Origin of the sequence: Massilia soli, assembly GCF_016809835.1 — a bacterium.
Classification (GTDB): Bacteria; Pseudomonadota; Gammaproteobacteria; order Burkholderiales; family Burkholderiaceae_D; genus Telluria_A; species Telluria_A soli.
The window spans coordinates 125,206-151,043 of record NZ_JAFBIL020000004.1; the positions used below are offsets into that span (position 1 = coordinate 125,206).

Below are 25,838 nucleotides of genomic sequence, written 5' to 3' on the forward strand. Positions count from 1 at the left end.
TATTAAATGACCCTGAAATCATCCCTAGTCTGGTTCCGGCGCGACTTGCGCGCCTACGATCATGCCGCTCTGCATCATGCACTGAGCTCGTCCGCACAGGTGTATTGCGTGTTTGTCTATGATTCGGCGATCCTGGCGCCGCTGCCGCGCGCCGACCGCCGTGTCAATTTCATCCATGCAAGCATTGCCGCCCTGGATGCCGAACTGCGCGAGATGGGGGGCGCGCTGCTGGTGCGCCATGCCGATGCCGTCGATGCGATCCCGGCGCTCGCTGCCGAGCTGGGCGTCGACGCGGTGTTCGCCAACCGCGACTACGAGCCGGGCGCGATCGCGCGCGACGCCGACGTGGCCGCGCGCCTGCAGGCCGCCGGCCGCGCCTTCCACGACTTCAAGGACCAGGTCATCTTTGAAAAAGACGAGGTGCTGACCCTGTCGGCCCAGCCGTTCTCGGTATTTACGCCGTATAAAAACGCCTGGCTCAAGCGCCTGGCCGCCCACCCGGCCAGCCTCGCCCCGTACGAGATCGCGCCGTGGGCCAGCCGGCTCGCCGCGCCGCTCGCGCATGCCCCGCTGCCGACCCTGGCGGAACTCGGTTTCGACGAGGCCGACCCGCAGGTCGCCACCGGCATGGCGGGCGCCGCCGCCATGTTCGACGGCTTCCTGGAGCGCATCGAGCAGTACGCGACGGCGCGCGATTTCCCGGCCGTGCACGGCACATCGGGCCTGTCGGTGCACCTGCGCTTCGGCACCATCTCGATCCGCCACCTGGTGCGCACCGTCCAGGCGATGCTGGGCTACGGCGGCGGCGGTTCCGGCGCCCCGGTGTGGCTGTCGGAACTGATCTGGCGCGAGTTCTACGCGATGATCCTGTACCGCCATCCGCACGTGGGCGAACGCTCGTTCAAGCCGGCCTACGACGCCATCGAATGGGAATCGGGACCGGAGGCGGACGAACTGTTCGCCGCCTGGTGCGAAGGCCGCACCGGCTATCCTTTGGTCGATGCGGCGATGGCGCAGATCAACCAGACCGGCTTCATGCACAACCGGCTGCGCATGGTCACCGCCAGCTTCCTGGTCAAGGATCTCGGCATCGACTGGCGCTGGGGCGAGCGCTATTTCGCGCTCAAGCTGATCGACTACGACATGGCCTCCAACACCGGCGGCTGGCAATGGGCGGCCTCCACCGGCTGCGACGCCCAGCCCTACTTCCGCATCTTCAATCCCGTTACCCAGTCCGAGCGCTTCGACCCGGAAGGCGAATTCATACGCCAGTACATTCCGCAACTGGCGTCGATGGGCCGCAAGCAGATCCACGCGCCGTGGCTGCATGAGCGCAAAGGCGCGGCGCGCGACTATCCGGCGCCGATCGTCGCCCATGACGAGGCGCGCAAGAAGACCTTGCTGCGGTTTGACGTGCTGAAGGCGCCGGTCAAGGGCGGCGATCAGGCCTTTCTTCCTTTTTAGCCGGTCTTGAGTTCGCGCTGCAGCAGGCCCCTGATGGCTGCCAGCAGCGCGTCTTCCTGGTACGGCTTGCCGAAGTAGGCATTCACGCCCAGGTCGAGCGCGTAGTTGCGGTGCTTGTCGGCAGTGCGCGAGGTGATCATGATGATCGGCACCGAATGGGTCGCCTCGACGCCGCGCACGTTGCGGGTCAGGTCGAAGCCGTCCATGCGCGGCATCTCGATATCGACCAGCATCAGGTCGGGGCGGATCTCCTGCATGTGCTCGAGCGCGTCGACGCCATCCTTGGCCAGGACTACCTGGAAGCCTTCGCGTTCGAGCAGTCGCTGCGTTACCTTGCGCACCGTGAGCGAATCATCGACCACCATGATGACTGCCTTGCGCGACAAGGCCTCCGGCTGCGCGCTTGCCGCCGGCCGTCCCGTCAGCGTTGCATGGTGGGCGCCGTGGTGGGCCAGGGCGACCGGGTTCAGGATCAGCACGATCTCGCCCGAACCCAGCACGGTGGCGCCGGCGATGCCGGCCATGCGCGCCAGCTGCGGCCCGATGTTCTTGATGACCGCCTCGCGGTTGCCCTGCACCTCGTCGACATGCACGGCGATCCGCTCCGCGCCGCTTTTCAGGACCAGCACCGGGCATGAACGCTGCGACGCCGGCTGGGCCGACGGATCGCCGAGCAAGGCCGGCAGGTAATGCAGCGGCACCCGCTGTCCCTGGTACTGGACGCTGCCGGCCGCGTGGGCTTCGGCCAGCGCCGCCTCTTTCATCTGCAGCACCTGCTCGACCAGCACCGACGGCAGCGCGTAGCTTTTGCCCGCGCTCGACGTCAGCACCACCTGCGTTACCGCCAGCGTCAGCGGCAAGTGAATGGTGAAGCGCGCGCCCTTGCCCGGTTCGGACACGATCGCGATGCGTCCGCCCAACGCCTGGCTCTCGGCGCGCACCACATCCATGCCGACGCCGCGCCCGGCCAGTTCGGTCAGCGATTCGGCGGTCGAAAAGCCGGGTTCGAAGATCAGGTCGGCCGCTTCGTCGTCGCTCACTTCGACACCGGCGCCCAGCAGGCCGCTTTCACGGGCCTTGGCACGAATCCGGCCCAGGTCCAGCCCGGCGCCGTCGTCGCTGAATTGAATGACGACCTCGTTGCCCTGCTGGCTGGCCTGCACCAGCAGCTCGCCGGTTTCAGCCTTGCCGCCGGCGGCGCGCCGCTCGCGCGACTCGATGCCGTGGACGATCGCATTGCGCAGCAAATGTTCGAAAGGCGCGGCCATCTGTTCCAGCACGCTGCGGTCGATTTCCACCGCGCCGCCGCGAATGTCCAGGTTGACCCGCTTGTCGACTTCCTTGGCGGCCTGGCGCGCCACCCGGAACAGGCGTTCCGACAGGCTGGCAAACGGCACCATGCGAACCCGCATCAGGTCGCGCTGCAGGTCGCGCGTCAGGCGCGACTGCACCGACAGGTCGGCGCTGGCCGCGTCGACGCTGCGCGTCAGGCTGTCGTGGAACGAGGCCACGTCGCTGACGCTTTCGGCCATCATCCGGGTCAGTTCCTGCAGGCGGGTAAAGCGGTCGAACTCGAGCGGGTCGAATTCGCGCTCGCCGGCAATCGACATGCGCGAAGCGATCTGCGATTCGGCCTGCATCTCCACTTCGCGCAGCTGCTGGCGCAGGCGCGCCAGGTTGTCGGCAAAGTCGGACAGCGAGGTCTTGAGCACGTCGACCTGGTTCTCCAGCTTGGAACGCGTGATCGACACTTCGCCGGCCTGGTTCACCAGGCGGTCGAGGATGTCGGCCCTGACCCGCACCAGCGGCGTGCGCGCCTGTGCGGCCATCGACTCGTCCGGCGCCTGGATCAGCGGCGCACCGGCCGGCGCGGCGCTTGGAACCTGCGGCTGCTGCAGCTGGTCGAACAGCACCATCGCCTGGTCGTAGTTGACCATCAGTTCATCAAATGCGGCCGGGGTGCTGGTCGCCGCGTGCACCATGTTCTCGATCTGCGTTTCGATATCGTGGGTGTGCTGGCCAAGGCGCATCGCACCGGCCATGCGCGCACTGCCCTTGACCGTGTGCAGGGCGCGCAGCACGCTTTGCACGGTGGCCTGGTCCTGCGGGTCCTGCTGCCACTGGCGCAGTCCCTTGCCGATTTCCGGCAGCAGGTCGCTGGCTTCCTCGAGGAAGACCGGCAGCAGGTCGGCGTCGATTTCGTCGGTAAACGCAGGGTCGGCCGCCACCGTCTCCAGCTCCGCTTCAAATTCGGACTCGGACTCGGACTCGGACTCGGGTTCAGCCAGCACCGCCGGCGCTTCCGCAGCGCCGGCAAGCGGCTCGGATTCGGCAATCAGTTCGAGCGCAAGCTCGTCGTCCTCGATGTCGTCCTCGCCCATGACCGGCAGCGCTGGCGGCGCTTCGGCCTGGACCAGTTCCGGCGGGTCGAAGACATCGTCGAACGTGGTGTCGTAAGCGTCCTCCACCTCAACGACCGGGTCAGGCATCGTGGTGTCGGCGTCGCGCGGGGTATCGTCGGCGCGCGCAGGCGGCGCGTCCAGCAACTCATCGAACGTCGCGGCAAACAGCGCGTCTAGGCGGCCGGCCAGTTCGCCGTCGGCCGCCTGGGCGGCCGGTGCGTCCAGCGCTTCGCGCATCGCATCGAGGCGTGCGACCAGGTCCGGCTGCGGCTGCGACAGCGCACCTTGCGCGAAGCGTTGCAGCATGTGGCGTGCGCAGTCGAGCGTGTCGTCCAGCAGCGCGCGCTGCCCGTCGTCCAGCGCTGGCGCCGGCGGCGCCAGCGCCTGCAGCACCATTTCGAGCGCATGCGCCAGTTCGCACAGCGCGGCAAACCCCACCGTGGCCGAGGTGCCGGCCAGCGTATGCGAGGCTTTCAGCGCATCGGCGGTGACGGCGCGCTCGGGCTCGTGGCGCCATTCGCTGAAGTCCTGCGTCAGCACGCGCATCAACTCGTCAGTCTCGGCCACGTAGATGGTGTAGAGCGGCAGCGGTATCGCCAGGTCGCCGATGCGCCTTGCGTTGTCTTCGGGCGCGGCGGCCGACGGCCTGCCGGGGAAATCGATCACGTTGCCGCTGGCCGGCGCGCGCGGCTCCCGCACCGGCTCCGCGGCCGGTTCGGGTTCCGGTTCCGGTTCCGGTTCCTGTTCCGGTTCCGGTTCCGGTTCCGGTTCGTCAGCGTGTTCCGGCGCCGCAGGTGGCGCCGCGAATGGTCCGCCGTCCTGAACGCGGGCGGCGGCTTCAGCCAGCTCATCGCCCTTGCGGCGCGATGTCCCGGTCTGCACCAGTTCTTCCACCCAGGCCGCCATGTCAACCGTTGCATGCTCCAGCAGCGCCAGCAGCTCGCCGCTAGCTTCGCGCGCGTCGGCAAGCCACACGTTCATCGCGCGTTCAACACCGGCGGCGGCATCGGCAAAGCTGTCGAGGCCGACCATCCGGCCGCTGCCCTTGAGGGTGTGGAACGAACGGCGCAGCTGGGTCAGGGTTTCCTGGTCCCCTGGCGCAGTGCGCACCGCCGGCAAGGTGGCCGAGACGAACGCCAGCACTTCCTGCGCTTCGGCGATAAAGATCTCGAGCAGCTCGGCTTCGATCGCGCCTTCGGCCTGCACTTCCACGCCCGGCGCGGCAGCCGGCTCGGGCTCGTCGAGCACCGGCGCGGCAGCTTCGGGCAGCGCTTCGCTCTCTTCCTGGTCGAACGGGGTCGCGGCGGCAGCCGCCTTTTCGAACGGCACCTCGCGGAACATGCCTGCCTGCTCGTCGAACTCGAATCGGTCTTTCGCCGCGTCGACGTTCTGGCCCAGCATGTCGGTGAAGAAGCCCAGCGCGCCGATATTCCGGGCGATGTTCTGCAGCGAAGCCGCGTCGATGGCGGCGTCGCCCTCGCCCGACGCCAGCGCGCGAACCGCACTGCGCACATGCGATGCAGCGCGCATCGCATGGTCCTGGTCGAGAATCGCCAGCGCGCCGTGCAGCTGGTGCAGCACCGGGTCGATCTGGGACAGCGCCGGCCGCTTTGCGGCGTCCGCGTAATAATCGTCGAGCACTTTCTCGACCTGGCGCAGGCCAGCCTTCATTTCGCCTGCCAGCACCGCCACCGTCTGCCCTTGCTGGATCTGGCGCGACAGGTTGCCCTGCCATTCAGGCGCCGCTGGCGGCGTTTCGCCGGCGGCCAGCGCCAGCAAGCGCGCGCCCACCACTTCGGCCTGCGCCGCGAAATCATCAGGCAGCTGGCGAATCTGGTCGAGGCCATGCTCGACGAACAGCAGCGCCGCCGCCATCTCGAGGCTGAACTGGTCGCTGCGTCCGGCGGCGATCGAGTCCTTCGCTACCCGGTCAAGTTCGCGCAGCAGCTGTGCCAGCGGAGCGGCGCCAAGGCGCAGGCTGGCGTCTTCCAGCACCAGCAGGGCATTGGCGAAGGCGGCTTCGGCGGCGTCGTCGATCCCGGCCGCGACGCGGTCCCATGCCAATTTGGCCTGGGCCAGCGCTTCGCGCGCCTCCTTCAGTGCCAGCGCGTCGATGCGGCCGTAACGGCGCGCCTCGTAATCGGGCGGCACCATGCCATCAAGCCGGTAGGCGCGCCGCAACGGCTTCGCATCGGCGAACGGCTCGGGCGCCGCGGCGATGAAGAACAGCGCGTCGCGCAGCATCGCCTCGGGCAGGCTTGCTTGTCCTTGCGACAGGCGACGGATCTGCAGGTTGATCAGGCCGAACAGCTGCTTGACGTACAAGTCGCCGGCCAGCTGGCCGCTGGCGACCAGCGCCGCGACGCTGTGCATCGCCAGCCAGAAGGCGCGCGCATGCATTTCCTGCTGGCCGCCGGCGACCTCGCCGATCGCGTCGCGCATCTGCGCCGCGTGGGTCCGGCGGGTGTCGTCGTCGCTACTTTTCAGGAATGGCAGCAGCGCCTTCTCAAAACGCGTGCGGCAGGCGGAGTAATCCGGCGCGGCGGCGCCGGCCGCTGCTGGCGCCAGCTCGACCTGCGCCGACAGGTCGGCAAAGAACAGGTCCGCCGGATGGATGCGCGCCGCGCCGAGCAGCTGCTGGATGTCGCGGTAGTAAGGGAACAGGCGGGCCGGCTGCGGCGCCGCGCCCGACAGCAATTCTTCAAGATATTCGATGACTGCCTGGTACAGGTCGGCGACCACTTTGGCGCTGGCCGGGTCCAGCGCCAGGGCGCCGTCGCGGAAGCGCTGCAGCGCCTCTTCGGCGCAAGCGGTCAGGTTGCCAACGGCGTCGACGTCCACCATCTGCAAGGCGCCGTGCACCTGGTGCAGATGGGCGCGCGCGTGCTGCAGCGGCGTGCCCTGCGCATCGGGTGCGCGTGCGGACGCGTCCAGCAGCGCTTCGCGCGAGCGAATCAGCGCCTCGCGGATCTCGCTCATGACCCAGGACAGCGGTCCGGTGTCGAAATGCGGCGCGTGCGAAAAATCAGTCATGGTCATGCTTGCCTTGGACTTTCAGTGTACGGGTCAGGCGGCGATGCGGAAGCGCGTTACCGAGTTCTTGAGCTCCTGCGCCAGCGCGCTAAGCTGGCGAATCGACTGCGCCGTTTGCTGGGTGCCGTCCTGGGTATGTTCGTTGACCGACAGGATGTGCTGCATATTGTGCGCCACGCCGTTCGCCGACGTCGCCTGCAATTCGGTCGCGAACGAGATCCCCTGGATCAGCTCCGCGAGGCGGTTCGACACGCGCGAGATGTCCGACAGCGCGGCGCCCGCAGCATCCGACAGCCGGGCTCCTTCGACCACACCCTGGGTCGATTTCTCCATCGCCGCTACCGCGTCGTGGGTGTCGGTCTGAATGGTGCGCACCAGCGCGCCGATCTGCTTGGCCGCGTCGCCCGAGCGTTCGGCCAGCCGCTGCACCTCTTCCGCCACCACCGAGAAGCCCCGGCCCGCTTCGCCGGCCGATGCGGCCTGGATCGCCGCGTTCAGCGCCAGCACGTTGGTCTGTTCGGTAATGTCGGAAATCAGCTCGGTGATCTCGCCGATCTCCTGCGACGATTCGCCCAGGCGCTTGATGCGCTTGGAGGTTTCCTGGATCTGCTCGCGAATGTCGATCATGCCCTTGATGGCGTTTTCCACCGCCGTCGAACCCTGCTGCGCTGCCGCCACCGACTGGCGCGCCACGTCGGCCGATTCATTCGCCGAGCGCGACACGTCGTTGATCTCGCCGGCCATTTTCAGGACGGTGTTCGAGGCTTCCTGGATCTCGCGCGACTGCTGCTCGGTCGCGCTCAGCAGTTCAGTCGAAATTTGCTGCGCATTGCCCGACGCGGCCGTCACCTGCTCGGCGGTGGCGGTGACGCGCTCGACCAGCCCGCGCAATTCTTCCACCGTGTAGTTGACCGAGTCGGCGATCGCGCCGGTGATGTCTTCCGACACCGTCGCGTGCACCGTCAAGTCGCCGTCCGCCACTTCCTGCAGCTCGTTCATCAGGCGCAAAATCGCGGCCTGGTTCTGTTCATTGGTCGCCTTGGCTTCTTCTTCCTTGGCCTGCGCCATCAGGCGCATCGCTTCGGCTTCTTCGCGGCGGCGGTCGGCGCCGCGGGTGCGGTTGCGCGAGTCCTGCAGCATCACGCGGCTGATCGCGCCGGCGGTGGCTAGCGTGAAGACCGCCGACAGCACCAGCAGCACCAGCCAGGCGTTGGCCGAGTCCTGGTCGCTACGGAAGCTCGATTGCAGGTCGGTCAGCAGCCTGCGGACCTCTTCGTTTTCGAAGTAGATCGACTGTTCGGCCGCCTTCGCCGCCGAGAACTTCGGCAGGTCTTCGAGCACCGAGGCCACCAGGCCCTGGTAGGTATCGAATTTCGCCTTGATCTGTTCGACCAGCGCGCGCTGGTCCGGATCGCGGATCGCCGCCAGCTGCAGCGGCGCGCTGCCGTTCAGGAAGCCGTCGACGATCTGGCGGAAGGTGGTGGTATCGCGCCCGAGCTGGAATGCCGTTTCGGCGCGGATGCCGCCGGACGAAAGGAACTCGCCCGAGCTGCGCGCCATGCGCTGGGTCAGCATGGTCATGCGGCCGAGCGCGGCCAGTTCGCGCGCGCTGCTGCCGCCCCGGAGCTTCTGGTTCAGCAGCTCTTCGGACATCGCCAGCAGTTCCGGCGACAGCACATCGAGCTGCTTGAATGTGACTTCAAAGCTGGTCAGCTCCGGCTTCATCTTGAGGATGGTGCCGGCCGCGTTGTCGGAGCTGACCCACTTGGTGCGCACCGCCGCCAGCGCCTTGTTCTTGCTGCCTGGCGCCGCTGGAATGGTGCTGCCGGCGAAGCTGCCGCCGCGCGAGAGCAGGTTCAGGTCGCGCGTGAGCAGGGTCCGGCTTTCCTCGAGCTGCTTGAAGGCGTCGACGTTACCCTGCACCGCGTTGGGCGCGGCCTTGCCGATCCGCTGCGAGTGCATCAGCGCGTCGGACGCGATCTGGGTCTGGGCCGACGCCACTTCGTTGCTGGCGGCGTTGCGCCACAGCGCGAGAATGGTCACCAGGATGCCGGCGCCGAACACCATCAGCAAAATGCGCAGCTGGCGCGTCAGGGAAAGGTGGCCGATGAATGGCAGCTGGCTGTCGATCGCGTCGTCGCCAGGCGCGGCGGCGCGCTTGCGGCGGATCGCGCCGCCGATACTGAGCGGGGTGGCGTCGTCCGGCGCGCCTGCTGGCGGATCGGGGAAAGGCGCCGCGACCTGCGCGCCGAATTCGGTGTCAGGCCCCGCAACCTCGGCGCCATCCTGCTTCACTTCCGGGCCAAGGCCCTTCCACGCAAATCCCATACTGCCCCCATCCATAGTCTGCGGCCGCTTTCATTGCGGCCTTGTCAGTTTTTGTTAATGCCGTTGTTCAGGCGCTTGCGGCTACGTGCAGGAAGCGCGGGTTCTGCACCAGTTCGGCGAGGTCCAGCACCAGCCACGCATTGTTGTCGGCGTCGACCAGGCCCTCGCCCGCCACCTGCATGCTCGATGCCTGGCGCAGGCCGTACACGCGGCTGACCAGGATCGCGCAATTGAAACCGAGGCCCTGCGCGAACGTGAGCATGCGGCTCTCGGGCGCGATGGCGGTTGCGCCAGCGTCGAGATAGCGCGCGTAATCGATGATGCCAATCAGGCTGCCGCGAATGTTGGACAGCCCGAGGTACCAGGGCTGGGTCAGCGGCACCGCGCAGATCGGCGCCAGCGGCACGATTTCGCCGGTCTGGGTCAGGTCGATCAGGAACCGTTCGGTCCCGATCATCACGCCCAGCTGGTGCAGGCGGGTGCCGCCGCTGGTGCGGGCGGCCTGCATGCGCTCAAGCAGCTGCTGCTGGTACTGGCGCAGCCGCGCGCGGCGGCCGGCGGCGTCGGGACGGGTCGGGCCGCGCACGGCCGGGCCGCGCAAGGCCGGGCCGGGCAAGGCTTCCAGCGCGCCCCCAACCGGCAGTGCTTCGTCGCTCATCGCGTTACGCGCCAAGGCTGGCAATACGCGCCAGCAGTTGTTCGGGATCGACCGGCTTGACCAGGTAGTCCTTGGCGCCCTGGCGCATGCCCCAGATTCGGTCGGTCTCCTGGTTCTTGCTGCTGCAGATGATGATCGGCACATCGGCCAGCTCGGGATCGCGTGCGATCGCGCGCGTCACCTGGAAGCCGTTCGCGCCTGGCATGACCACGTCCATCAGGATCAGCTCCGGCTTGTCGGCCTTGATCCGGGCCAGCGCCTCCTCGCCATTGTCGGCGGTGGTGACGGTAAAGCCGTTACGGACCAGGATATCGGTCAGGTAGTAGCGTTCGGTCGGGGAGTCATCGACGATGAGGATTTTTTGGATGGCCAAGGGGTGCTCCGGCTTTCGTGTTAGATCAAGGCTGCGACAGGGCGCCAGCCGTGTGCTCGCGCACCGCGGACAGCAGGCTGTCTTTGCTAAATGGTTTGGTAAGGTAGGCGCTCGATCCGACCATCGCGCCACGGGCGCGGTCGAACAGGCCGTCTTTCGAGGACAGCATGACGACAGGCGTGGCGTGGAAGCGCGCGCTCTTTTTAATCAGCGCGCAGGTCTGGTAGCCGTCGAGGCGCGGCATCAGGATGTCGCAAAAGACCAGCGCCGGGTGATGGTCGTTGATTTTGGCGAGGGCGTCGAAGCCGTCTTCGGCCAGCACCACCTGGTACCCGGCCTGGCTCAGGAAAATTTCGGCGGATCGGCGAATCGTGCTGCTATCGTCGATCACCATGATTTTCAAAACTGTCGGTTGCGGCGGTGTCGTCATATATAGTTCACTCGGCAGATTCAGCACGATAGCATAGGGTGTGACCCTTGTGCGGATATCTGTTGCGCAAAATCAACTTATCGAACGGCGCCGCCGCGCCATTGGTAGATCGATCAGATTTCGGTCATTTCAAAGTCGTCCTTGCGGGCGCCGCATTCAGGACAGGTCCAGTTCATCGGCACGTCGGCCCAACGGGTGCCGGCCGCGATGCCGTCGTCGGGCCATCCCGCCGCTTCGTCGTAGACCCAGCCACAGATCAGGCACATCCAGGTTTTAAACGCACCGCTTGATTCTTCGTTACTCACGTTGTTCATCCTTCTATCTAGTAAAATGCCGAATCAGGTATCTTAATCTACTGGCCGTGCAAAACCAATCGTCTCCACTCATACTTTGCTTCGGCGTGTCCGATCCTTCCGGCGCCACCGGCATTCAGTCCGACCTCGCGTGCTTCTCTGCGCATGGCTGCCATGGCCTTTCCGTCACCACCGCGCTGCTGATCGCTGACACCGCGCGGGTCGACGACATGCACGAAATCGACGCCGACTGGGTGATCGACCAGGGCCGGGTCCTGCTGGAAGACATGCCGATCGCCGCCTTCAAGGTCGGCGCGCTGGCCAGCGTCGAACAGGTGGCCGCGGTCGCCGAAATCGTCTCCGACTATCCGCACATCCCGATGGTGCTCGACCCGTTCCTCTCCAGCCTCCCCGATTCAGGGCTGCTGGACGACGACATGCTCACCGCGGTGCGCCAGATCCTGGTGCCGCAGGCGGCGATGCTGCTGGTGTCGCAGGTGGAACTGGCGCGCATGGCTGAAACCTGGCGCGACGGCCCGGCCACGCTGGCCGACGACGTGGCCGAACTGACCGGCACCGGCTGCGGCTTCGTGCTCGTCACCGGCACCGGCTCGGCCGGCGCCACCGTGTCGGACACCCTGTTTGGCGAAGACGGCGAGATCGCCACCTACAGCAGCGCGCGCCTGCCCGGCTCCTTCATCGGCGCCGGCTGCACCATTTCGGGCACCCTGGCCGCGCTGCTTGCATGCGGCGCCGAGCCGGTGCAGGCCGCGCAGAACGCGCTGGCGTTCACCGCCGGCGCGCTGGCGCATGCCCAGCGCTTCGGCATGGGCAAGCTGGTACCCAACAAATTCTTCAACGCCGCGCAGGCCGCGGCTCTGCCCCCATCCTCATCACCGATCGAGTAAGCCATGACTGAGCACACCTCAAAAAACGACACGCTGTTTGCACGCGCACAGAAAACCACGCCCGGCGGGGTCAACTCGCCGGTGCGCGCCTTCCGCTCGGTCGGCGGCACGCCGCGCTTCATCACGCGCGCCGAAGGCCCCTACTTCTGGGACGCCGACGGCAAGCGCTACATCGACTACATCGGCTCGTGGGGCCCGGCCATCGTCGGCCACGCCCATCCTGACGTCGTCAAGGCGGTACAGGACGCCGCTGCGCGCGGCCTGTCGTTCGGCGCGCCCACCGAGGGCGAAGTCGAAATGGCCGAGGAAATCTGCCGCCTGATGCCATCGATCGAACAGGTGCGCCTGGTCTCGTCGGGCACCGAAGCGACCATGAGCGCGCTGCGCCTGGCGCGCGGCGCCACCGGCCGCGACAAGATCGTCAAGTTCGAAGGCTGCTACCACGGCCACGCCGACTCGCTGCTGGTCAAGGCGGGCAGCGGCCTGCTCACCTTCGGCAACCCGACATCGGCCGGCGTGCCGGAAGACTTCGTCAAGCACACCCTGGTCCTCGATTACAACAACGTGGCGCAGATCGAAGACGCGTTCGACTCGATGGGCGACACCATCGCCTGCGTGATCGTCGAGCCGGTGGCCGGCAACATGAACCTGGTCAAGGCGACGCCGGAATTCCTGCAGGCGCTGCGCACCCTGTGCACGCGCCACGGCGCGGTGCTGATCTTCGATGAAGTCATGTGCGGCTTCCGCGTGGGCCTGGGCGGCGCCCAGGAACTGTACGACATCCAGCCCGACCTGACCGCGCTGGGCAAGGTGATCGGCGGCGGCCTGCCGGTGGCGGCGTTCGGCGGCCGGGCCGACCTGATGCAGAACATGGCGCCGATCGGCGCGGTGTACCAGGCCGGCACCCTGTCGGGCAATCCGGTGGCGGTCGCCGCCGGCATGACCACCCTCAAGCTGATCCAGCAGCCGGGGTTCTACACCCGCCTGGCCGCGCAGACGGCCAAGCTGGCCGAAGGCCTGGCGCAGGCGGCGAAAGACGCCGGCGTCACCTTCTGCGCCGACTCGGTCGGCGGCATGTTCGGCATTTACTTCAGCGAAGAAGTCCCGGCCAGCTATGCCGAGATGATGGCCGGCGATAAAACCCGGTTCAACGCCTTCTTCCACGCCATGCTCGACGAAGGCGTGTATTTCGCGCCGGCCGCGTTCGAGGCGGGCTTCGTCTCCGCGATGCACGACGACAGCGTGATCGAGGAAACCATCGCCGCGGCGCGCCGCGTGTTCGCCAAACTCGCCTGACGGGCCGGGCCGGGCTGGCGCAACAAGAACCGGGCTTCCCGCGCGGTAGACGTATAATCGCGTGGCCCACCCGGGTGAACCGATAAGGAAGTCCATGTCCGTCAAGTCAAGGAATAACGTCCAATGCTCCGGCAGCGGCCCGATGACGATGCTGTTTGCGCACGGTTTTGGCTGCGACCAGAGCATGTGGCGCCTGGTCGCCCCGGAATTTGCCGAGCGTTTCAAGGTGGTTACCTTCGACCTGGTGGGTAGCGGCGCATCCGACCGCGGCGCCTACGACCGCAAAAAATACAGTTCGCTGCAAGGCTATGCCGACGACATCCTCGAGATCGTCGACGAATTCGCGCAAGGCCCGGTCATCCTGGTCGGCCATTCGGTCAGCGCGACGATCGGCATCCTGGCCACGGCGGCCGCGCCGCAGCGCTTCGCCGCGCAGATCATGGTCGGGCCATCGCCGTGCTACATCAATGACGGCGACTACATCGGCGGCTTCAGCCGCGAAGACATCGACGAACTGCTCGAGACCATGGACGCGAACTACCTGGGCTGGTCCAGCAACATCGCGCCGGCCATCATGGGTGTGCCCGACCGCCCCGAACTGGGCACTGAGCTCACCACCACCTTCTGCCGCAACGACCCGGAGATCGCCAAGCATTTCGCGCGCGCGACCTTCCTGTCCGACCATCGCGACGACCTGGCGCGCTCGCCGACGCCGGCGCTGATCCTGCAGTGCAGCGACGACATGATCGCCCCGCGCGCGGTCGGCGACTACATGCACGCGCGCCTCCCGAACAGCAAGCTGGAAATCATCGACAACGTCGGCCACTGCCCGCACCTGAGCGCGCCGGACGCCAGCAACCGCGCGATCAACGCCTTCCTCGCGCAGGTTGTGGAGCACTAATGGCCGATGCGTGTCCGCCCGATGACGCGTTCTACGAGCACGCCGCGTGCGGGCTGCTGGTAGCGGAGACCGATGGACTGATCCGGCGCGCGAACGCCACCATCTGCCGCTGGCTCGGCTACGAGGCCGACGAGCTGATTGGAAAGGTCCGGGTACAGGACCTGCTGACCGTGGGCGGGCGCCTGTTCCACCAGACCCACATCAACCCGATCCTGCAGCTGCAGGGTTCTGTGGCCGAAGTCCAGGTCGAAATGCGCCACCGCGACCAGACCCGGATATCGCTGCTGATCAACATCGTGCGGCGCCGCCACGGCGATTCGCACCTCGACGAACTGGCGCTGCTGGTGGGCGAAGACCGGCGCGCCTACGAGCGCGAACTGCTCAAGGCGCGCCAGACGGCGGAAGCGGCACTGGAAGCGCGCCACGGCGCCGAGGCCAAGCTGCACGAAATGAACGAGCAGTTGTCGCTGGCCGATCGCCGCAAGGACGAATTCATCGCCACCCTATCGCACGAGCTGCGCAATCCGCTGGCGCCGATGCACAGCGCGCTCGAAGTGATGAAGCTGCGCTCAAGCGGGAATGCCGCGCTGGAGCCGGTGCTGCCGGTATTCGAACGCCAGCTCAAGCACATCACCCACCTGGTCGACGACCTGATGGAGATCTCGCGCATCACTGAAGGGCGCATGGCGCTGCGCTGCGCGCCGCTCGACCTGGGCACGGTGGTACGCGCGGCCGCCGCCGATGTCGCGGCGCTGATCGACGCCTCGGGCCACACGCTCAGCATCTCGCTCCCGCCGCAGGCGCTGGTCGTCGACGGCGACGCCACCCGGCTCACGCAGGTGGTCGTCAACCTGCTGACCAACGCCGCCAAGTACACCCCGCGCGCAGGCCGCATCTGGCTCGAAGCGGCGCGCCACGAAGGCCAGGCGCAGATCACGGTGCGCGACGACGGCATCGGCATTCCGCAGCAATCGCTGGCATCGATCTTCGACATGTTCTCGCAGCTCGAACCCGCGCTCGACCGCTCGCAAGGCGGGCTGGGGATCGGGCTGGCGCTGGTCAAGGGCATCGTCATGCTGCACGGCGGCGACATCTGCGCCGTCAGCGAGGGAGTCGGACGCGGATCGGAATTCCGGCTGCGCCTGCCCCTCAGCGCTGCCGGCATCGGCGCCGACGCCAGCGCCAGCGCGCCGGTCAGCGTCGAGGCGCTGCGCGTGCTGGTCGTGGACGACAATGCCGACGCGGCCGACACGCTGGTGATGGCGCTCGAGCTGCTCGGCTGCGAAGCGAAAGCGGTGTACAACGCGCTCGATGGACTGGCGCAACTGGCCGAATTCAGACCGCAGGCAGCGCTGCTCGACATCGGCCTGCCGGACATGAATGGCTACGAGATGGCGCGCCGGGTCCGCGCTGCCGACAGCGGCGCCGCAATCACGCTGATCGCCGCCACTGGCTGGGGCCAGTCCAGCGACAAAGAGCGCGCGCGCGAAGCCGGCTTCGACCACCACCTGACCAAGCCGATCGACTTCGACCAGCTCCAAACGATCTTAACGCTTGTCAAGCAGTTCCAAAGTCCGGTAGTTCCAAAATCGGGGACAGACCACCATTTTAGAATCTTCTAAAATGGTGGTCTGTCCCCGATTTTGGAACTTTTCAGTCAGGGAATTTACTTGAGCCAGCCGCGGTGGCGGAAGTACAGGAAGGGGGCGATCGCCGAGGTCAGCATCAGGCCGAGCGCCCACGGGTAGCCCCAGGCCCAGTCGAGCTCGGGGAACCAGCGCTTGAAGTTCATGCCATAGATGCTCGCAATGAGCGTCGGCGGCAGGAATGCCACCGAGGCGACCGAGAAGATCTTGATGATCTTGTTCTGGTTGATGTTGATGAAGCCGACCGTGGCGTCCATCAGGAAGTTGATCTTGTCGAACAGGAATGAGGTGTGGCCGTCCAGCGATTCGATGTCGCGCAGGATCTGGCGCGCTTCTTCGAACTGGTCGGCATTGAGCAGCCGCCCGCGCATCAGGAAGCTGACCGCGCGCCGCGTGTCCATCATGTTGCGGCGGATCCGGCCGTTCAAGTCTTCCTCGCGCGCGATGGCGTTCAGCGCGTCGGCCGCGTCCTGGTCGGTAAATTCCTTTTGCAGTACGCGCCGGCTGACCTCTTCGAGGTCTTGGTAGATGCCCTCGAGCGCATCGGCCGAGTATTCGGCGTCGGTGGCGTACAGGTCGAGCAGCACGTCCATGTAGTCGGCGATCGATCCCGGGCGCGAGCGGGCGCGCATCCGCACCAGCCGGAATACCGGCAGGTCGTCGGTGTGCACCGAGAACAGCATCTTGCGCGCCAGGATGAACGCCACCGTGACCACGCGCGACGGGCCGTCGTCTTCTTCCAGCAAAAAGTCGGTGCGCAGGTGCAGGTCGCCGTTTTCCGCTTCGTAGTAGCGGGCCGACGCTTCGATGTCCTTGACTTCGTCCTCGCCAGGCAGGATCACCCCGTAAATGGCCTTGACCCAGGCGCGCTCGTCGTCGGTCGGGTCGGTCAGGTCGACCCAGACGGGCGCGACGTTTTCGAGATCCTCGCGGGTCTCGATCGGTACCTGGTTGAGGCGGCCATTCTGTAGGACAAATACGTTGATCATGCGCTTTTCTCGGCCGCGATTCGGAAACAGCGCAAGTGTACCCGTTAGCCCCTGCCCCGAACACCCCGAAACGAAAATTTTGACTGAGGGAAGCTGCTTTTATGCCAATAATTGCTTAAGGCAAGTCAGCCGAGTTCATCCTGATCAGAATCGTGCTGGTGCGCCGCCCCAGGTAGCGGGTGTCCCGGTGGCGATCGTAGTAGCGCGGGTTGGGCAGCATGACCGCCAGTTTGGCCGCTTGCGCCGTTCCCAGGCCCGCCGCGCTGGTCTTGAAGTAGTGGCGCGCGGCCGCTTCGGCGCCGAACACGCCGCGTCCGAATTCAACCACGTTGAGGTAGATTTCAAGGATGCGCTGCTTGCTCATCACCGTTTCCAGCATGAAGGCGATCACCATTTCCTGCGCCTTGCGCACGTAGCTGCGCGAGCCGGACAGGAACAGGTTCTTGGCCAGCTGCTGCGTGATGGTCGATCCGCCGCCGACCACCTTGTGGCGGCGGGTGTTCTTTTCATAGGCTTTTTGCAGCGCGGTCCAGTCGACGCCGTCGTGCTCGATGAAGTTGGCGTCTTCCGAGGCAATCACCGCGCGCTTGAGGTTATTCGAGATGCGCTCGTACGGCACCCACTGGTGGCGCAGCTTGGCCTTTGGATTGGCCTCCTGCAGCGCCGACATCTGCAAGCGCATCATGCTGGTCGACGAGGGATTGAACACCGTCCACCAGCAAATCATCAGGAAGAAGTACAGCTGGATGAGCAGGACGATGAGCAGCGGGCCGAGAAACAGCCATTTGATCCAGGGACGCTTCGCCTTGGCGCGCGCCTTGCCCCCTCTTGCTTTGGCCATACGTTGCTTTTAATTAGAGTGATGCACGCAATTGCTCAAGAACGGCCGGCGTCTCGGGGCGCACCCCGCGCCACACCGTGAACGCTTCCGCAGCCTGCTCCACCAGCATGCCGAGGCCATCGCGCACCCGGGCGCCGTGGCTGCCGGCAAACTGCATGAACACAGTGGGCTGCTTTCCGTACATCATATCCAAAGCAAGTGTTTCTTGGCAAAAAGTTTCTGCCGGTATCGGCGGCAAGTCGCCCGCCAGGCTGGCCGATGTGGCGTTGATGACAATGTCGAACGGCTCGGTGATGTCGCCAAAGCCGCAGGCGCGCAGCAGCGGCGAGCCGAACTGCGCCACCAGCGCATCGGCCGTGGCGCGGGTGCGGTTGGCGATGACCAGCTCAAGGGGCCCCTGTTCCAGCAGCGGCAGGATGACGCCGCGCGCGGCGCCGCCTGCGCCAAGCAGCAGCACGCGCTTGCCCGCGACCGGCACACCGGCATTGCGGGTGAGGTCGTTGACCAGTCCCGCGCCATCGGTGTTGTCGCCGACGATGGCGCCATCGGCGAAGCTGAGGGTATTCACGGCGCCGGCGGCGCGCGCGCGTTCGGTCAGGCGGGTGGCGATCGCCGCGGCGTCGAGCTTGAACGGCACCGTCACGTTGGCGCCCTTGTAGCCCTGCGCGACCAGCGCATGCACGCGGTCGGCGAAGCCATCCAGCGGCGCCAGGCAGCGTTCATAGACCAGGCTTTGGCCGGTCTGCGCGGCGTACGCGGCGTGGATATCGGGCGACTTGCTGTGCGCGATGGGGTTGCCGATGACGCAGTAGCGGTCCGTCACTGTCCGCCCCGCAGGTCGGCTTCCATCGTTTCGTCGCGGGTGAACTTGAAGCGCGTGATGATCACCCACAGGTCATCCTTGTCGGACGAGAGCATGTTGGGAGGGAAGCGGCCAAACGGCGCGGCGCGCCGCACGATGGCCAGCGCCGCCTTGTCGAGGTCCGGGTTGCCCGAGCTTTTCTCGATGCGCGCGCCGCCGTCCTTCTGGTAGATGGTCCCATCCTGAAAGATCGGGATGTACACCACCAGCTCGCCGTACAGCTTGCGCCCCTTCGCCTGCGGGAAGTTGAGCGTGCCGATTTCCTCGACCCGGCGCTGCATCGTCTTGTAGTACATCGCGTAGCCCACTTCGCGCGTCGACGGCGTGATGAAGGTTTTGCGGGGACGCTTGTTTTCGTCTTCGATGCGCTGGGTGATTTCGGCGGCGGTGCGGGCGATCGCCTTGCTGCTTTCGACCAGGTCGGCGCCGGTGCGGTTCGGATCAGGCTTGTCGCGCTCGGTGACCGGGACCACATTGAAGTTCGAACTGCGCGCGCGCGTCAGCAGGTTCTGCTGCGCTTGTTCGAGTTCGGCGATGCGGCGCTGGGTGGCTTTGACGCTTTCGCCGGTTTCCATGCGGCGCAGGTCCGGCAGCGGCGACTTGGCGCGGCCTTCGGAGGCGTTGCCGCCGCCATCGAGGTTGGACTGCGCCAGCGCCTGCGCCTTGGTCGGCGCCTTGTTGTGCTTGGCGTTGACGAGGATGACCTCGAGCCCGGGATCGGTCGGCTCCAGGCGGAACGCGTCCGGCGCAACGAAGCGTACTGCGAGCAGTGCTGCATGGACCGCAACCGAAATCGCCAGCGCGATTGTCAGTGTATTAAGTTGTCGAAAATACTTCACGCGGTGCTTCGCTGTTGAAACTGAGAATGGGCAATTCTAACCCGTGTGTGATGGCGGGACGCAACTGAATTCCACCACCGCGTCGTTCCCGTGAAAACGGGAACGCATGCTGCGCGTGATGGTCGGCGACGTAGGGGTTCCCGTTTGCACGGGAACGACGTTATGAGGCCTTGGGCTCCGGTTCTGGATCGGTCGTCACAACGGCGACAACGCCCTCCGCCTCCACCACTTCCTCAACCGCCGCCTCACCGGCATCCGGTCCTTCATCCTCTTCGAAGTCCATGTCCACTTCGGCCGGCGCCACCGCCGCCACCTCCAGCAGGCGCGCCTCGATCGACAAATCGACTTCATCCCAGCGCAGGATATCGATCTTGACCTGCGCGCCGCGCGCCACCTGCGGCATGCCCGGCAAACGGATAATCAGCGGAATATCGACCAGCCGCAGTACTTCGTCCTTCAGCACCACGGCATCAACCTGGCGCGCCTCTTCCTGGCCCAGCCAGCGCAGGCACCAGTAGCGTTCCATGTTTTGCTGATGGTCGTTGTAGGCGGCATAGGCGGCGTCAAACGCCGACACGATCGCAAACAGGTTGGCATCGCGCGGCTTGAACGGGGCCACCAGCGGCGCCGTGACGCCATGCTCGGCGCAGGCGATGATCTGCCACTGGTTGACCAGGTCGGTATAGCGGCGCAGCGGCGAGGTGCTCCACGCGTACTGGTCGACGCCGAGGCCCTGGTGCGGCGCCGCGTGGGTGACCATCCTGACCTGCATCTTGGCCGCCCAGCCAGCGCCGGTGCCGCCGCCTTGCGAGCGGTAGATGCCAGGCACGCCGCTGTCGTGCAGCAGCTTGCCCCAGGTGCTGTTGGCGAAGATCATCAGCTCGGCGACGATCTTGTCGAGCGGCGCACCGCGCTTGCGGCGCACCACCGACACCACGTCGTCGTCGACATAAAAGTTGAAGTCGACCCGGTTGTTCTGCTCGGGCTTCAGGCCAAAGCCTTCGCGCTTCTTCATGCGCCCTTCTTCAAGCTGCAGCGCCCATTTCCACAGCAGCGCCAGTTCCGGCTTGTGCGGGTACTCGCCCTCGCCGCTGGCCAGCGTTTCCTCGTTGACCAGGTCATCGAGGTCGTTGTGGCGCAGGTTGCTCTTGATCGGCACCAGCTCGGCGCGCGTGACGGTCGATATCACCGACCAGTCGGACGGGTTCAGGGTGGCGTACAGCGACACCGCCGGGCAGTTCTTGCCCTCGGCGAGCGTGAAGGCGTTGACGATATCGTCCGGCAGCATGGTGATTTTATCGCCCGGCATATAGACGGTCGACATGCGCGCGCGCGCCATCTTGTCGATCGCGTCGTCCGGCTTGACGCCCAGGCCTGGCGCGGCGATGTGGATACCCACCACCACCGAGCCATCGTCGAGTGTACGTACCGAGAACGCGTCGTCGATCTCGGTCGTGGTGACGTCGTCGATCGAGAACGCGGCCACGTCGGCCAGCGGCAGGTTGCCAGGCGCGGACGGCGCCGGCACCGCCGGGAAGCCGGCGCCGCGCGGGAAGTTCTCGAACAGGAAACGCGCCATGTGCAGGTCTTTTGGCGAAGCGATGCCGCCAACCTGCAGCATCAGCCGCTGCGGCGTGGTGTGCAGTTCGTCGGCGGCCGCTTCCAGCGCCTTGAATTCGATGGTGTTCTTGTCCGGCTTGAACAGCAGCTGGTTGACCATCGGCTGCATCTGCTGCGGCAGCGTGCCGGCCTTGAGTTCATCGACGTAGGCAGCCTGGATCACCAGCTGCTGCTTCTTTTTCTCGATGCCGGCCTGCGCCGCGCGCAGCGCCTGCTCGGGCGCGGCCTTGTAGCGCCCGCGGCCCTTTTTGTAGAAGTAGATCGGCGCGCCATGCAGCGCCAAGATCAGCCCGGCCGCTTCGACCGGCAGCGGCGGATGGCCGAAGTATTCGGCGCCCAGCTCGGCAAAGCCGAATTCTTCCTGGCCCGCGACCTCCCATAAGAATTCGAGATCGGCGTCCTGCGCCACGACCTTGGCCTGGTCGATCAGTTCTGACGGGGTTGGCTTTTCGAACTGCAGCAGCACGTCCTTGGCCTTGACCTTGCTGCGCTTGCCGCTGGCCAGTTCAACCTGGTAGGCCTCGCCCGCCTGGGACAGCACGCTGCCGGCCTTGAAATCGCCCGACTCTTCGAAGAATACGTTCATGATGCCTTTTATTTATAGTGTGTATTGGGCGCCAGACTGGTCACCGGGGGCAGGAACACCTCGGTCACCAGCAGCGTTCCATTGCGGCGCCGGTACAAGCAGCGGCGCGCATAGTAAACAGGGTCGTCCATCGCTCCCAGCACCGCGCGCGCGCGTTCGAGCAGCGGATGGCCGGCGCGTATCCGCGCAAATTCAAGTTCGCCGCGCGTCACCAGCGGGTCATAAAACAGGGTGCTGCCAAGCGAGCGCTCGCCCAGCGCCGAGAACAGCGGCCAGTCGGCCGCGGTGCTCGATGCCGGCACCACCGTGTGCGCGAACACCACCGGCACGCCGTCGCAACGCAGCAGCACTTCGCGTTCCCACACCCGGCCCGGCCGCTGCATGCCGATCGCGCGCGCTTCGTCGGCCAGGCACAGGCCGGAGCTCTGGTGCAGGCGCTGCACGCGGAACGCTTCGCTATGCGCGATCAGGCGCGCCGTCAGCGAGCCTTGCGTGGCGAGCCATCCGCGCACGTCCGCAGGCGCGGCGACGCCATTGATGTGCCGGTGCCAGGTGGCCCGGCGCAGCGAACCGCTCCTCACCTGGCCGCTTCCGCCAGGCAGAAATCGAGCACTTCGTCCACATACTGGGCAAACTCGGGAATCGCGTGGTCGCTGCCGTCGATGACATGCTGCTGCGCGCCTTCATAGTGCGCCACCATACCGCGGTAATCCAGCACCTCGTCGCCGGTCGCCGCGAGCAGGAAATAGCGTTCCGGCCGCGTAATCCGGTCGACCTTCAGCTCACGCAGCTCGTCGATGTACTCGCGCTTGAATTCGAACGGCTTGTCCGAATGGTACTCCGTGGTGACGCCGACATGCTGTTCCAGATTCACGAGCGGATCGACTGCGGGGTTCAGCAGCGCGGCGCGGCAGCCAAGCCGCTCGGCCAGCCAGGTCGCGTAAAAGCCGCCCAGCGACGAACCGATCACGGACAACTGGCTGGCCGGGTAGCGTTCGACCAGCGTCAGTACCAGCGCCATCGCCTCCTTGGGCGACGCCGGCAGCTGCGGGCAGATCAGCTCATTGGCACGGCCGCGCTCTTTCATCCGCTCGCCGACCACGCGCGCCTTGAACGAGCGCGGCGAAGAGCGGAATCCGTGCAAATACAAAACGTGCGCTTTGGCGGTCATGCCAGCGCTTCCAGCAGCTTCTGGTGGATGCCGCCGAAGCCGCCGTTGCTCATCACGAGAATGTGGTCGCCCGGCTGGGCAGCGTCGACAATCGCCTTGAGCAGGAAGTCGAGCTGGTCGAAGCTGTGCGCGATCGCGCCGAGCGGTTTCAACGAGTCGGCCAGGCTCCAGCCCAGCGCCTGCTGGCTGCCGAAGCCGAACACCAGGTCGGCGTCTTTCAGGCTGCCCGGCAGCGCGTCCTTCATCGCGCCCAGCTTCATGGTGTTCGAGCGCGGCTCGAGCACCGCCAGGATACGCCCGCTGGTGCCAAGCTTCTGGCGCAGTCCGCCGACGGTGGTGGCGATCGCAGTCGGGTGGTGGGCAAAGTCGTCGTATACAGTAATGCCGTTGACGACGCCGCGCACTTCCATGCGGCGCTTGACGCTTTCAAAGCGGGCCAGCGATTCGGCAGCCTGGGCTGGCGGCACGCCGACATTGCGGGCCGCGGCAATCGCAGCCAGCGCGTTCGAGCGGTTGTGCTTACCGGTCAGCCCCCAGTTGACGGTGCCGACGACTTCACCATTGAACAAGACGTCGAAGCCGTCCGACGGGTGTTCGGCCATGGTCCAGTTGACGCCGTCGGAACCGCCGAACGATTCCTGGTCGCTCCAGCAGCCGCGCTTCATCACGCGGGCAATCGATGCCTCATCGCCGTTGACGACCAGGCGGCCGACACCCGGCACGGTACGCACCAGGTGATGGAACTGGGTTTCGATGGCGCCGATGTCCGGGAAGATGTCGGCATGGTCGTACTCGAGATTATTCAGTACCGCGGTCTTGGCGTGGTAGTGGACGAACTTGCTGCGCTTGTCGAAGAAGGCGGTGTCGTACTCGTCGGCCTCGATGACGAAGAAGTCCGATGGCGTGGCGCCTTGCAGGCGCGCCGAAATGCCGAAGTTCATCGGGACGCCGCCGATCAGGAAGCCCGGCGAATAGCCGGCATCTTCAAGGATCCAGGCCAGCATCGCCGAGGTGGTGGTCTTGCCATGCGTACCGGCCACGGCCAGGACCCATTTGTCGCGCAGGATATGTTCGCCGATCCACTGCGGACCGGATACATACGGCAGGCTCTTGTTCAGTATCTCTTCGATCAGCGGGTTGCCGCGCGAGACGACGTTGCCGATCACGTACAGGTCGGGGTTCAGCTGGGTTTGCTCCGGGCCGAAACCGGTGATCAGCTCGATGCCTTGCGCTTCGAGCTGGGTGCTCATCGGCGGATAGACGTTGGCATCGCAGCCGGTCACCTTGTGGCCCGCCTCTTTTGCCAAAACAGCAAGGCCGCCCATGAAGGTGCCGCAAATACCGAGGATGTGAATATGCATGGTTGTGTTGTGTTGGCAAAAGTCGGAATACGCGATTTTACCCGACACGGTGGCATTTTCCGTTCAAGAGTATGATCTTGTCATGATGCCTAACCAGAACGACGATCTCCAGCAGTTGCGCTCGCAAATTGCTGCCGTCGCCGCGCGCATGATTGCGCAAGACGGCGCCGACTACGCCACTGCCAAGCGCAAGGCCGCCACCCAGGTCCTGGGCGACGAGCGGCCCGCTGCCAACCTGATGCCCGACAACTTCCAGGTCGAGGAAGAAGTCCGCCAGTACATTGCCCTGTTCCAGTCCGCCACCCAGCCGGCCCGCCTGCGCGAGTTGCGCGAGACTGCGCTGCAGGTAATGCAGGCGTTATCGCCGTTCTCGCCCTACCTGACCGGCGCGGTACTCAACGGTACAGCCGGAGAGCATGACGATATTCATTTACAATTGTTTGTTGAGAGTCCGAAGGATGTCGAGATCTTCTTGTTGAATCGCGACGTCGATATCGAGCTTTCCGAGACCCCGCACTTCAAGGGCGCCCGCCATGACCCGGTCGAGACCATCAGTTTCATGTGGCGCCGCGAAGGCGTGCATGTGGAAGTGTATGACCTGAACGACCTGCGCGGCGCGCTCAAGCCGCGCGCCGACGGTCGCCCGCAGCGCGCCGACATCGACACGGTGCGCGCGCTGATTGAAGCTTCACCCGACTTGAATGAACCCTAAATGATCAACAAGAAAAACCTGCTCTTCTACATTATCATCGCCGCCACCTTTGCCGCCATGGGCGCTTATGTCGGCGTGCATAAAAAGCAAGCTGACCCGATCACCACCAAGATTGCGCCGACCGATGGCCGCCCGCATACGCCGGTGTCGGCCTTGTTCGCCGAAACCATGAACGATTCGCAAGGCGCCAGCCAGGCGCTGGCCCAATGGAAAGGCAAGGCGCTGGTGGTGAACTTCTGGGCGCCGTGGTGCGCACCCTGCGTCGAAGAAATGCCGGAGCTCGATGAGCTGGCCAAGGAAAGCGTCAAGAAGAACATCAACATCATCGGCATCGGCATCGATTCGCCTGCCAACATTGCCCAATTTGCCGAGAAATTCAAGATCTCCTACCCGCTATATGTCTCCGGCTTGCGCGGAACCGAACTGGCGCGTGAATTCGGCAACGCCAGCGGTGGCTTGCCGTACACTGTACTGATCGGTCCGGATGGTCAGGTCCGCAAGACTTATCTGGGCCGCCTGAAATTTGCCGAGCTCAAGGCAGACCTGGCGGCACTGGGCCTTTAAACGCACGACCGTACCATTTCAGAAGGGCATTATTTTCCCTTGCCAATGCCCATCGTTGGCGGCAAAATGCCAGACTTTCGCGGAAAACGACCTTTAACTATGGCAAAAAAGCTACTTCTGCTCAACGGACCCAACCTGAATTTGCTGGGAACCCGGGAGCCTGAGGTGTATGGCGCAGCGACCCTGGCCGACATCGAAAGCGCTGCAACAGCCCAGGCTGGCGCAGCGGGAGCGACGCTTACTTGCTTTCAAAGTAATCACGAAGGTGCGCTGATCGACCGTATTCACGCCGCTAAAACGGACGGCGTGGAGATGATCGTCATCAATCCGGGCGGACTGACCCACACCAGTGTCGCCTTGCGCGACGCCCTGGCGGGCGTGGCGATTCCCTTTGTCGAGGTGCATATCTCAAATATCTACCAACGCGAAGAGTTTCGTCACCACTCATTCTTGTCAGCAATCGCGCAGGGAACGATCTGCGGCCTGGGCACGGATGGATATCGCCTTGCCATCGACTTTGCCCTTAAAAAGCGTTAATCTTCGTCATCTTCACGCATTTGC

At 65.5% G+C, this 25,838-nt stretch carries 22 protein-coding genes; 8 read left to right on the forward strand and 14 right to left on the reverse strand.

All coding sequences use genetic code 11. The features are described from left to right. Window positions 1-6 precede the first annotated feature (6 nt). On the forward strand, window positions 7-1,464 hold the full coding sequence (locus I4X03_RS10755) for a cryptochrome/photolyase family protein (RefSeq protein WP_223468224.1): 1,458 nt from the start codon (window positions 7-9) through the stop codon (window positions 1,462-1,464). Here the strand turns inward: I4X03_RS10755 and I4X03_RS10760 are convergent. From I4X03_RS10760 to I4X03_RS10785, 6 genes are all read right to left on the reverse strand, one after another. Next, window positions 1,461-6,905 (reverse strand): hybrid sensor histidine kinase/response regulator, encoded by a 5,445-nt coding sequence (locus I4X03_RS10760; protein ID WP_223468225.1) that lies wholly within the window; start codon window positions 6,903-6,905, stop codon window positions 1,461-1,463. The two genes, I4X03_RS10755 and I4X03_RS10760, sit on opposite strands and share 4 nt — an antisense overlap. Window positions 6,906-6,932: 27 nt before the next feature. Further along, window positions 6,933-9,227: a methyl-accepting chemotaxis protein gene (locus tag I4X03_RS10765; RefSeq protein WP_223468226.1), complete on the reverse strand. Its 2,295-nt coding sequence runs from the start codon at window positions 9,225-9,227 to the stop codon at window positions 6,933-6,935. Window positions 9,228-9,294: 67 nt separating this feature from the next. Further along, the gene (locus I4X03_RS10770; protein WP_223468227.1) at window positions 9,295-9,885 is read right to left on the reverse strand and encodes a chemotaxis protein CheW; all 591 of its coding nucleotides are present in this window, start codon (window positions 9,883-9,885) and stop codon (window positions 9,295-9,297) included. A gap of 4 nt (window positions 9,886-9,889) precedes the next feature. Continuing rightward, window positions 9,890-10,258, reverse strand: coding sequence for a response regulator (locus I4X03_RS10775; RefSeq protein ID WP_229428157.1), 369 nt, complete (start codon window positions 10,256-10,258; stop codon window positions 9,890-9,892). Window positions 10,259-10,283: 25 nt separating this feature from the next. After that, window positions 10,284-10,688, reverse strand: a complete 405-nt coding sequence (locus I4X03_RS10780) for a response regulator (protein WP_223468228.1) — start codon at window positions 10,686-10,688, stop codon at window positions 10,284-10,286. Window positions 10,689-10,801: 113 nt separating this feature from the next. Beyond that, window positions 10,802-11,002, reverse strand: coding sequence for a rubredoxin (locus I4X03_RS10785; RefSeq protein WP_223468229.1), 201 nt, complete (start codon window positions 11,000-11,002; stop codon window positions 10,802-10,804). Between the two features lie 86 nt (window positions 11,003-11,088). Here I4X03_RS10785 and thiD point away from each other — a divergent pair, with 86 nt between their 5' ends. The 4 genes from thiD to I4X03_RS10805 all read left to right on the forward strand — a co-directional run bounded on the left by thiD (window position 11,089) and on the right by I4X03_RS10805 (window position 15,708). After that, window positions 11,089-11,889, forward strand: a complete 801-nt coding sequence (thiD, locus tag I4X03_RS10790; protein ID WP_223468230.1) for a bifunctional hydroxymethylpyrimidine kinase/phosphomethylpyrimidine kinase — start codon at window positions 11,089-11,091, stop codon at window positions 11,887-11,889. Between the two features lie 3 nt (window positions 11,890-11,892). After that, window positions 11,893-13,185, forward strand: a complete 1,293-nt coding sequence (gene hemL / locus I4X03_RS10795; protein WP_223468231.1) for a glutamate-1-semialdehyde 2,1-aminomutase — start codon at window positions 11,893-11,895, stop codon at window positions 13,183-13,185. A 94-nt stretch (window positions 13,186-13,279) separates the two neighbouring features. Next, the gene (locus I4X03_RS10800; RefSeq protein ID WP_223468232.1) at window positions 13,280-14,086 is read left to right on the forward strand and encodes an alpha/beta fold hydrolase; all 807 of its coding nucleotides are present in this window, start codon (window positions 13,280-13,282) and stop codon (window positions 14,084-14,086) included. Beyond that, a complete protein-coding gene (locus I4X03_RS10805; protein ID WP_223468233.1) occupies window positions 14,086-15,708 on the forward strand; it encodes a hybrid sensor histidine kinase/response regulator in 1,623 nt (540 codons plus the stop codon). The genes I4X03_RS10800 and I4X03_RS10805 overlap by 1 nt, the downstream gene beginning before the upstream one ends. 44 nt (window positions 15,709-15,752) lie before the next feature. On the opposite strand, the gene corA is transcribed toward I4X03_RS10805, so the two are convergent. From corA to mpl, 8 genes are all read right to left on the reverse strand, one after another. Next, a complete protein-coding gene (gene corA / locus I4X03_RS10810) occupies window positions 15,753-16,721 on the reverse strand; it encodes a magnesium/cobalt transporter CorA (RefSeq protein WP_223468234.1) in 969 nt (322 codons plus the stop codon). A 115-nt stretch (window positions 16,722-16,836) separates the two neighbouring features. Beyond that, the gene (gene mtgA / locus I4X03_RS10815) at window positions 16,837-17,562 is read right to left on the reverse strand and encodes a monofunctional biosynthetic peptidoglycan transglycosylase (RefSeq protein ID WP_223468235.1); all 726 of its coding nucleotides are present in this window, start codon (window positions 17,560-17,562) and stop codon (window positions 16,837-16,839) included. A 13-nt stretch (window positions 17,563-17,575) separates the two neighbouring features. Then, window positions 17,576-18,385 (reverse strand): shikimate dehydrogenase, encoded by an 810-nt coding sequence (gene aroE, locus I4X03_RS10820; RefSeq protein WP_223468236.1) that lies wholly within the window; start codon window positions 18,383-18,385, stop codon window positions 17,576-17,578. Next, complete coding sequence (locus I4X03_RS10825) at window positions 18,382-19,263, reverse strand: energy transducer TonB (protein ID WP_223468237.1); 882 nt, start codon at window positions 19,261-19,263, stop codon at window positions 18,382-18,384. Before I4X03_RS10825 ends, aroE begins: the two co-directional genes overlap by 4 nt. A gap of 160 nt (window positions 19,264-19,423) precedes the next feature. Continuing rightward, a complete protein-coding gene (locus tag I4X03_RS10830; RefSeq protein ID WP_223468238.1) occupies window positions 19,424-21,469 on the reverse strand; it encodes a ribonuclease catalytic domain-containing protein in 2,046 nt (681 codons plus the stop codon). Between the two features lie 8 nt (window positions 21,470-21,477). Further along, window positions 21,478-22,050, reverse strand: coding sequence for a chorismate--pyruvate lyase family protein (locus I4X03_RS10835; protein WP_223468239.1), 573 nt, complete (start codon window positions 22,048-22,050; stop codon window positions 21,478-21,480). Next, window positions 22,047-22,640, reverse strand: coding sequence for a YqiA/YcfP family alpha/beta fold hydrolase (locus tag I4X03_RS10840; RefSeq protein ID WP_223468240.1), 594 nt, complete (start codon window positions 22,638-22,640; stop codon window positions 22,047-22,049). Before I4X03_RS10840 ends, I4X03_RS10835 begins: the two co-directional genes overlap by 4 nt. Continuing rightward, the gene (gene mpl / locus I4X03_RS10845; RefSeq protein WP_223468241.1) at window positions 22,637-24,001 is read right to left on the reverse strand and encodes a UDP-N-acetylmuramate:L-alanyl-gamma-D-glutamyl-meso-diaminopimelate ligase; all 1,365 of its coding nucleotides are present in this window, start codon (window positions 23,999-24,001) and stop codon (window positions 22,637-22,639) included. The genes I4X03_RS10840 and mpl overlap by 4 nt, the downstream gene beginning before the upstream one ends. Window positions 24,002-24,083: 82 nt before the next feature. Between mpl and I4X03_RS10850 the strand changes: the two genes are divergently transcribed. The 3 genes from I4X03_RS10850 to aroQ all read left to right on the forward strand — a co-directional run bounded on the left by I4X03_RS10850 (window position 24,084) and on the right by aroQ (window position 25,814). Beyond that, window positions 24,084-24,713: a hypothetical protein gene (locus I4X03_RS10850; RefSeq protein WP_223468242.1), complete on the forward strand. Its 630-nt coding sequence runs from the start codon at window positions 24,084-24,086 to the stop codon at window positions 24,711-24,713. Window positions 24,714-24,716: 3 nt separating this feature from the next. Continuing rightward, on the forward strand, window positions 24,717-25,277 hold the full coding sequence (locus I4X03_RS10855) for a redoxin family protein (protein WP_223468572.1): 561 nt from the start codon (window positions 24,717-24,719) through the stop codon (window positions 25,275-25,277). 99 nt (window positions 25,278-25,376) lie between these two features. Continuing rightward, window positions 25,377-25,814, forward strand: a complete 438-nt coding sequence (aroQ, locus tag I4X03_RS10860) for a type II 3-dehydroquinate dehydratase (protein WP_223468243.1) — start codon at window positions 25,377-25,379, stop codon at window positions 25,812-25,814. Window positions 25,815-25,838: the final 24 nt, after the last annotated feature.

Bases quoted from the DNA above. Each gene is read 5' to 3' on its own strand.
- I4X03_RS10830 (WP_223468238.1), bottom strand. From the start codon at position 21,469: ATGAACGTATTCTTCGAAGAGTCGGGCGATTTCAAGGCCGGCAGCGTG.
- I4X03_RS10755 (WP_223468224.1), top strand. From the start codon at position 7: ATGACCCTGAAATCATCCCTAGTCTGGTTCCGGCGCGACTTGCGCGCC.
- mpl (WP_223468241.1), bottom strand. From the start codon at position 24,001: ATGCATATTCACATCCTCGGTATTTGCGGCACCTTCATGGGCGGCCTT.
- I4X03_RS10840 (WP_223468240.1), bottom strand. From the start codon at position 22,640: ATGACCGCCAAAGCGCACGTTTTGTATTTGCACGGATTCCGCTCTTCG.
- I4X03_RS10785 (WP_223468229.1), bottom strand. From the start codon at position 11,002: ATGAACAACGTGAGTAACGAAGAATCAAGCGGTGCGTTTAAAACCTGG.
- I4X03_RS10770 (WP_223468227.1), bottom strand. From the start codon at position 9,885: ATGAGCGACGAAGCACTGCCGGTTGGGGGCGCGCTGGAAGCCTTGCCC.
- mtgA (WP_223468235.1), bottom strand. From the start codon at position 17,562: ATGGCCAAAGCAAGAGGGGGCAAGGCGCGCGCCAAGGCGAAGCGTCCC.
- I4X03_RS10800 (WP_223468232.1), top strand. From the start codon at position 13,280: ATGTCCGTCAAGTCAAGGAATAACGTCCAATGCTCCGGCAGCGGCCCG.
- I4X03_RS10805 (WP_223468233.1), top strand. From the start codon at position 14,086: ATGGCCGATGCGTGTCCGCCCGATGACGCGTTCTACGAGCACGCCGCG.
- I4X03_RS10765 (WP_223468226.1), bottom strand. From the start codon at position 9,227: ATGGGATTTGCGTGGAAGGGCCTTGGCCCGGAAGTGAAGCAGGATGGC.
- hemL (WP_223468231.1), top strand. From the start codon at position 11,893: ATGACTGAGCACACCTCAAAAAACGACACGCTGTTTGCACGCGCACAG.
- I4X03_RS10850 (WP_223468242.1), top strand. From the start codon at position 24,084: ATGATGCCTAACCAGAACGACGATCTCCAGCAGTTGCGCTCGCAAATT.
- corA (WP_223468234.1), bottom strand. From the start codon at position 16,721: ATGATCAACGTATTTGTCCTACAGAATGGCCGCCTCAACCAGGTACCG.
- I4X03_RS10760 (WP_223468225.1), bottom strand. From the start codon at position 6,905: ATGACCATGACTGATTTTTCGCACGCGCCGCATTTCGACACCGGACCG.
- aroQ (WP_223468243.1), top strand. From the start codon at position 25,377: ATGGCAAAAAAGCTACTTCTGCTCAACGGACCCAACCTGAATTTGCTG.
- I4X03_RS10780 (WP_223468228.1), bottom strand. From the start codon at position 10,688: ATGACGACACCGCCGCAACCGACAGTTTTGAAAATCATGGTGATCGAC.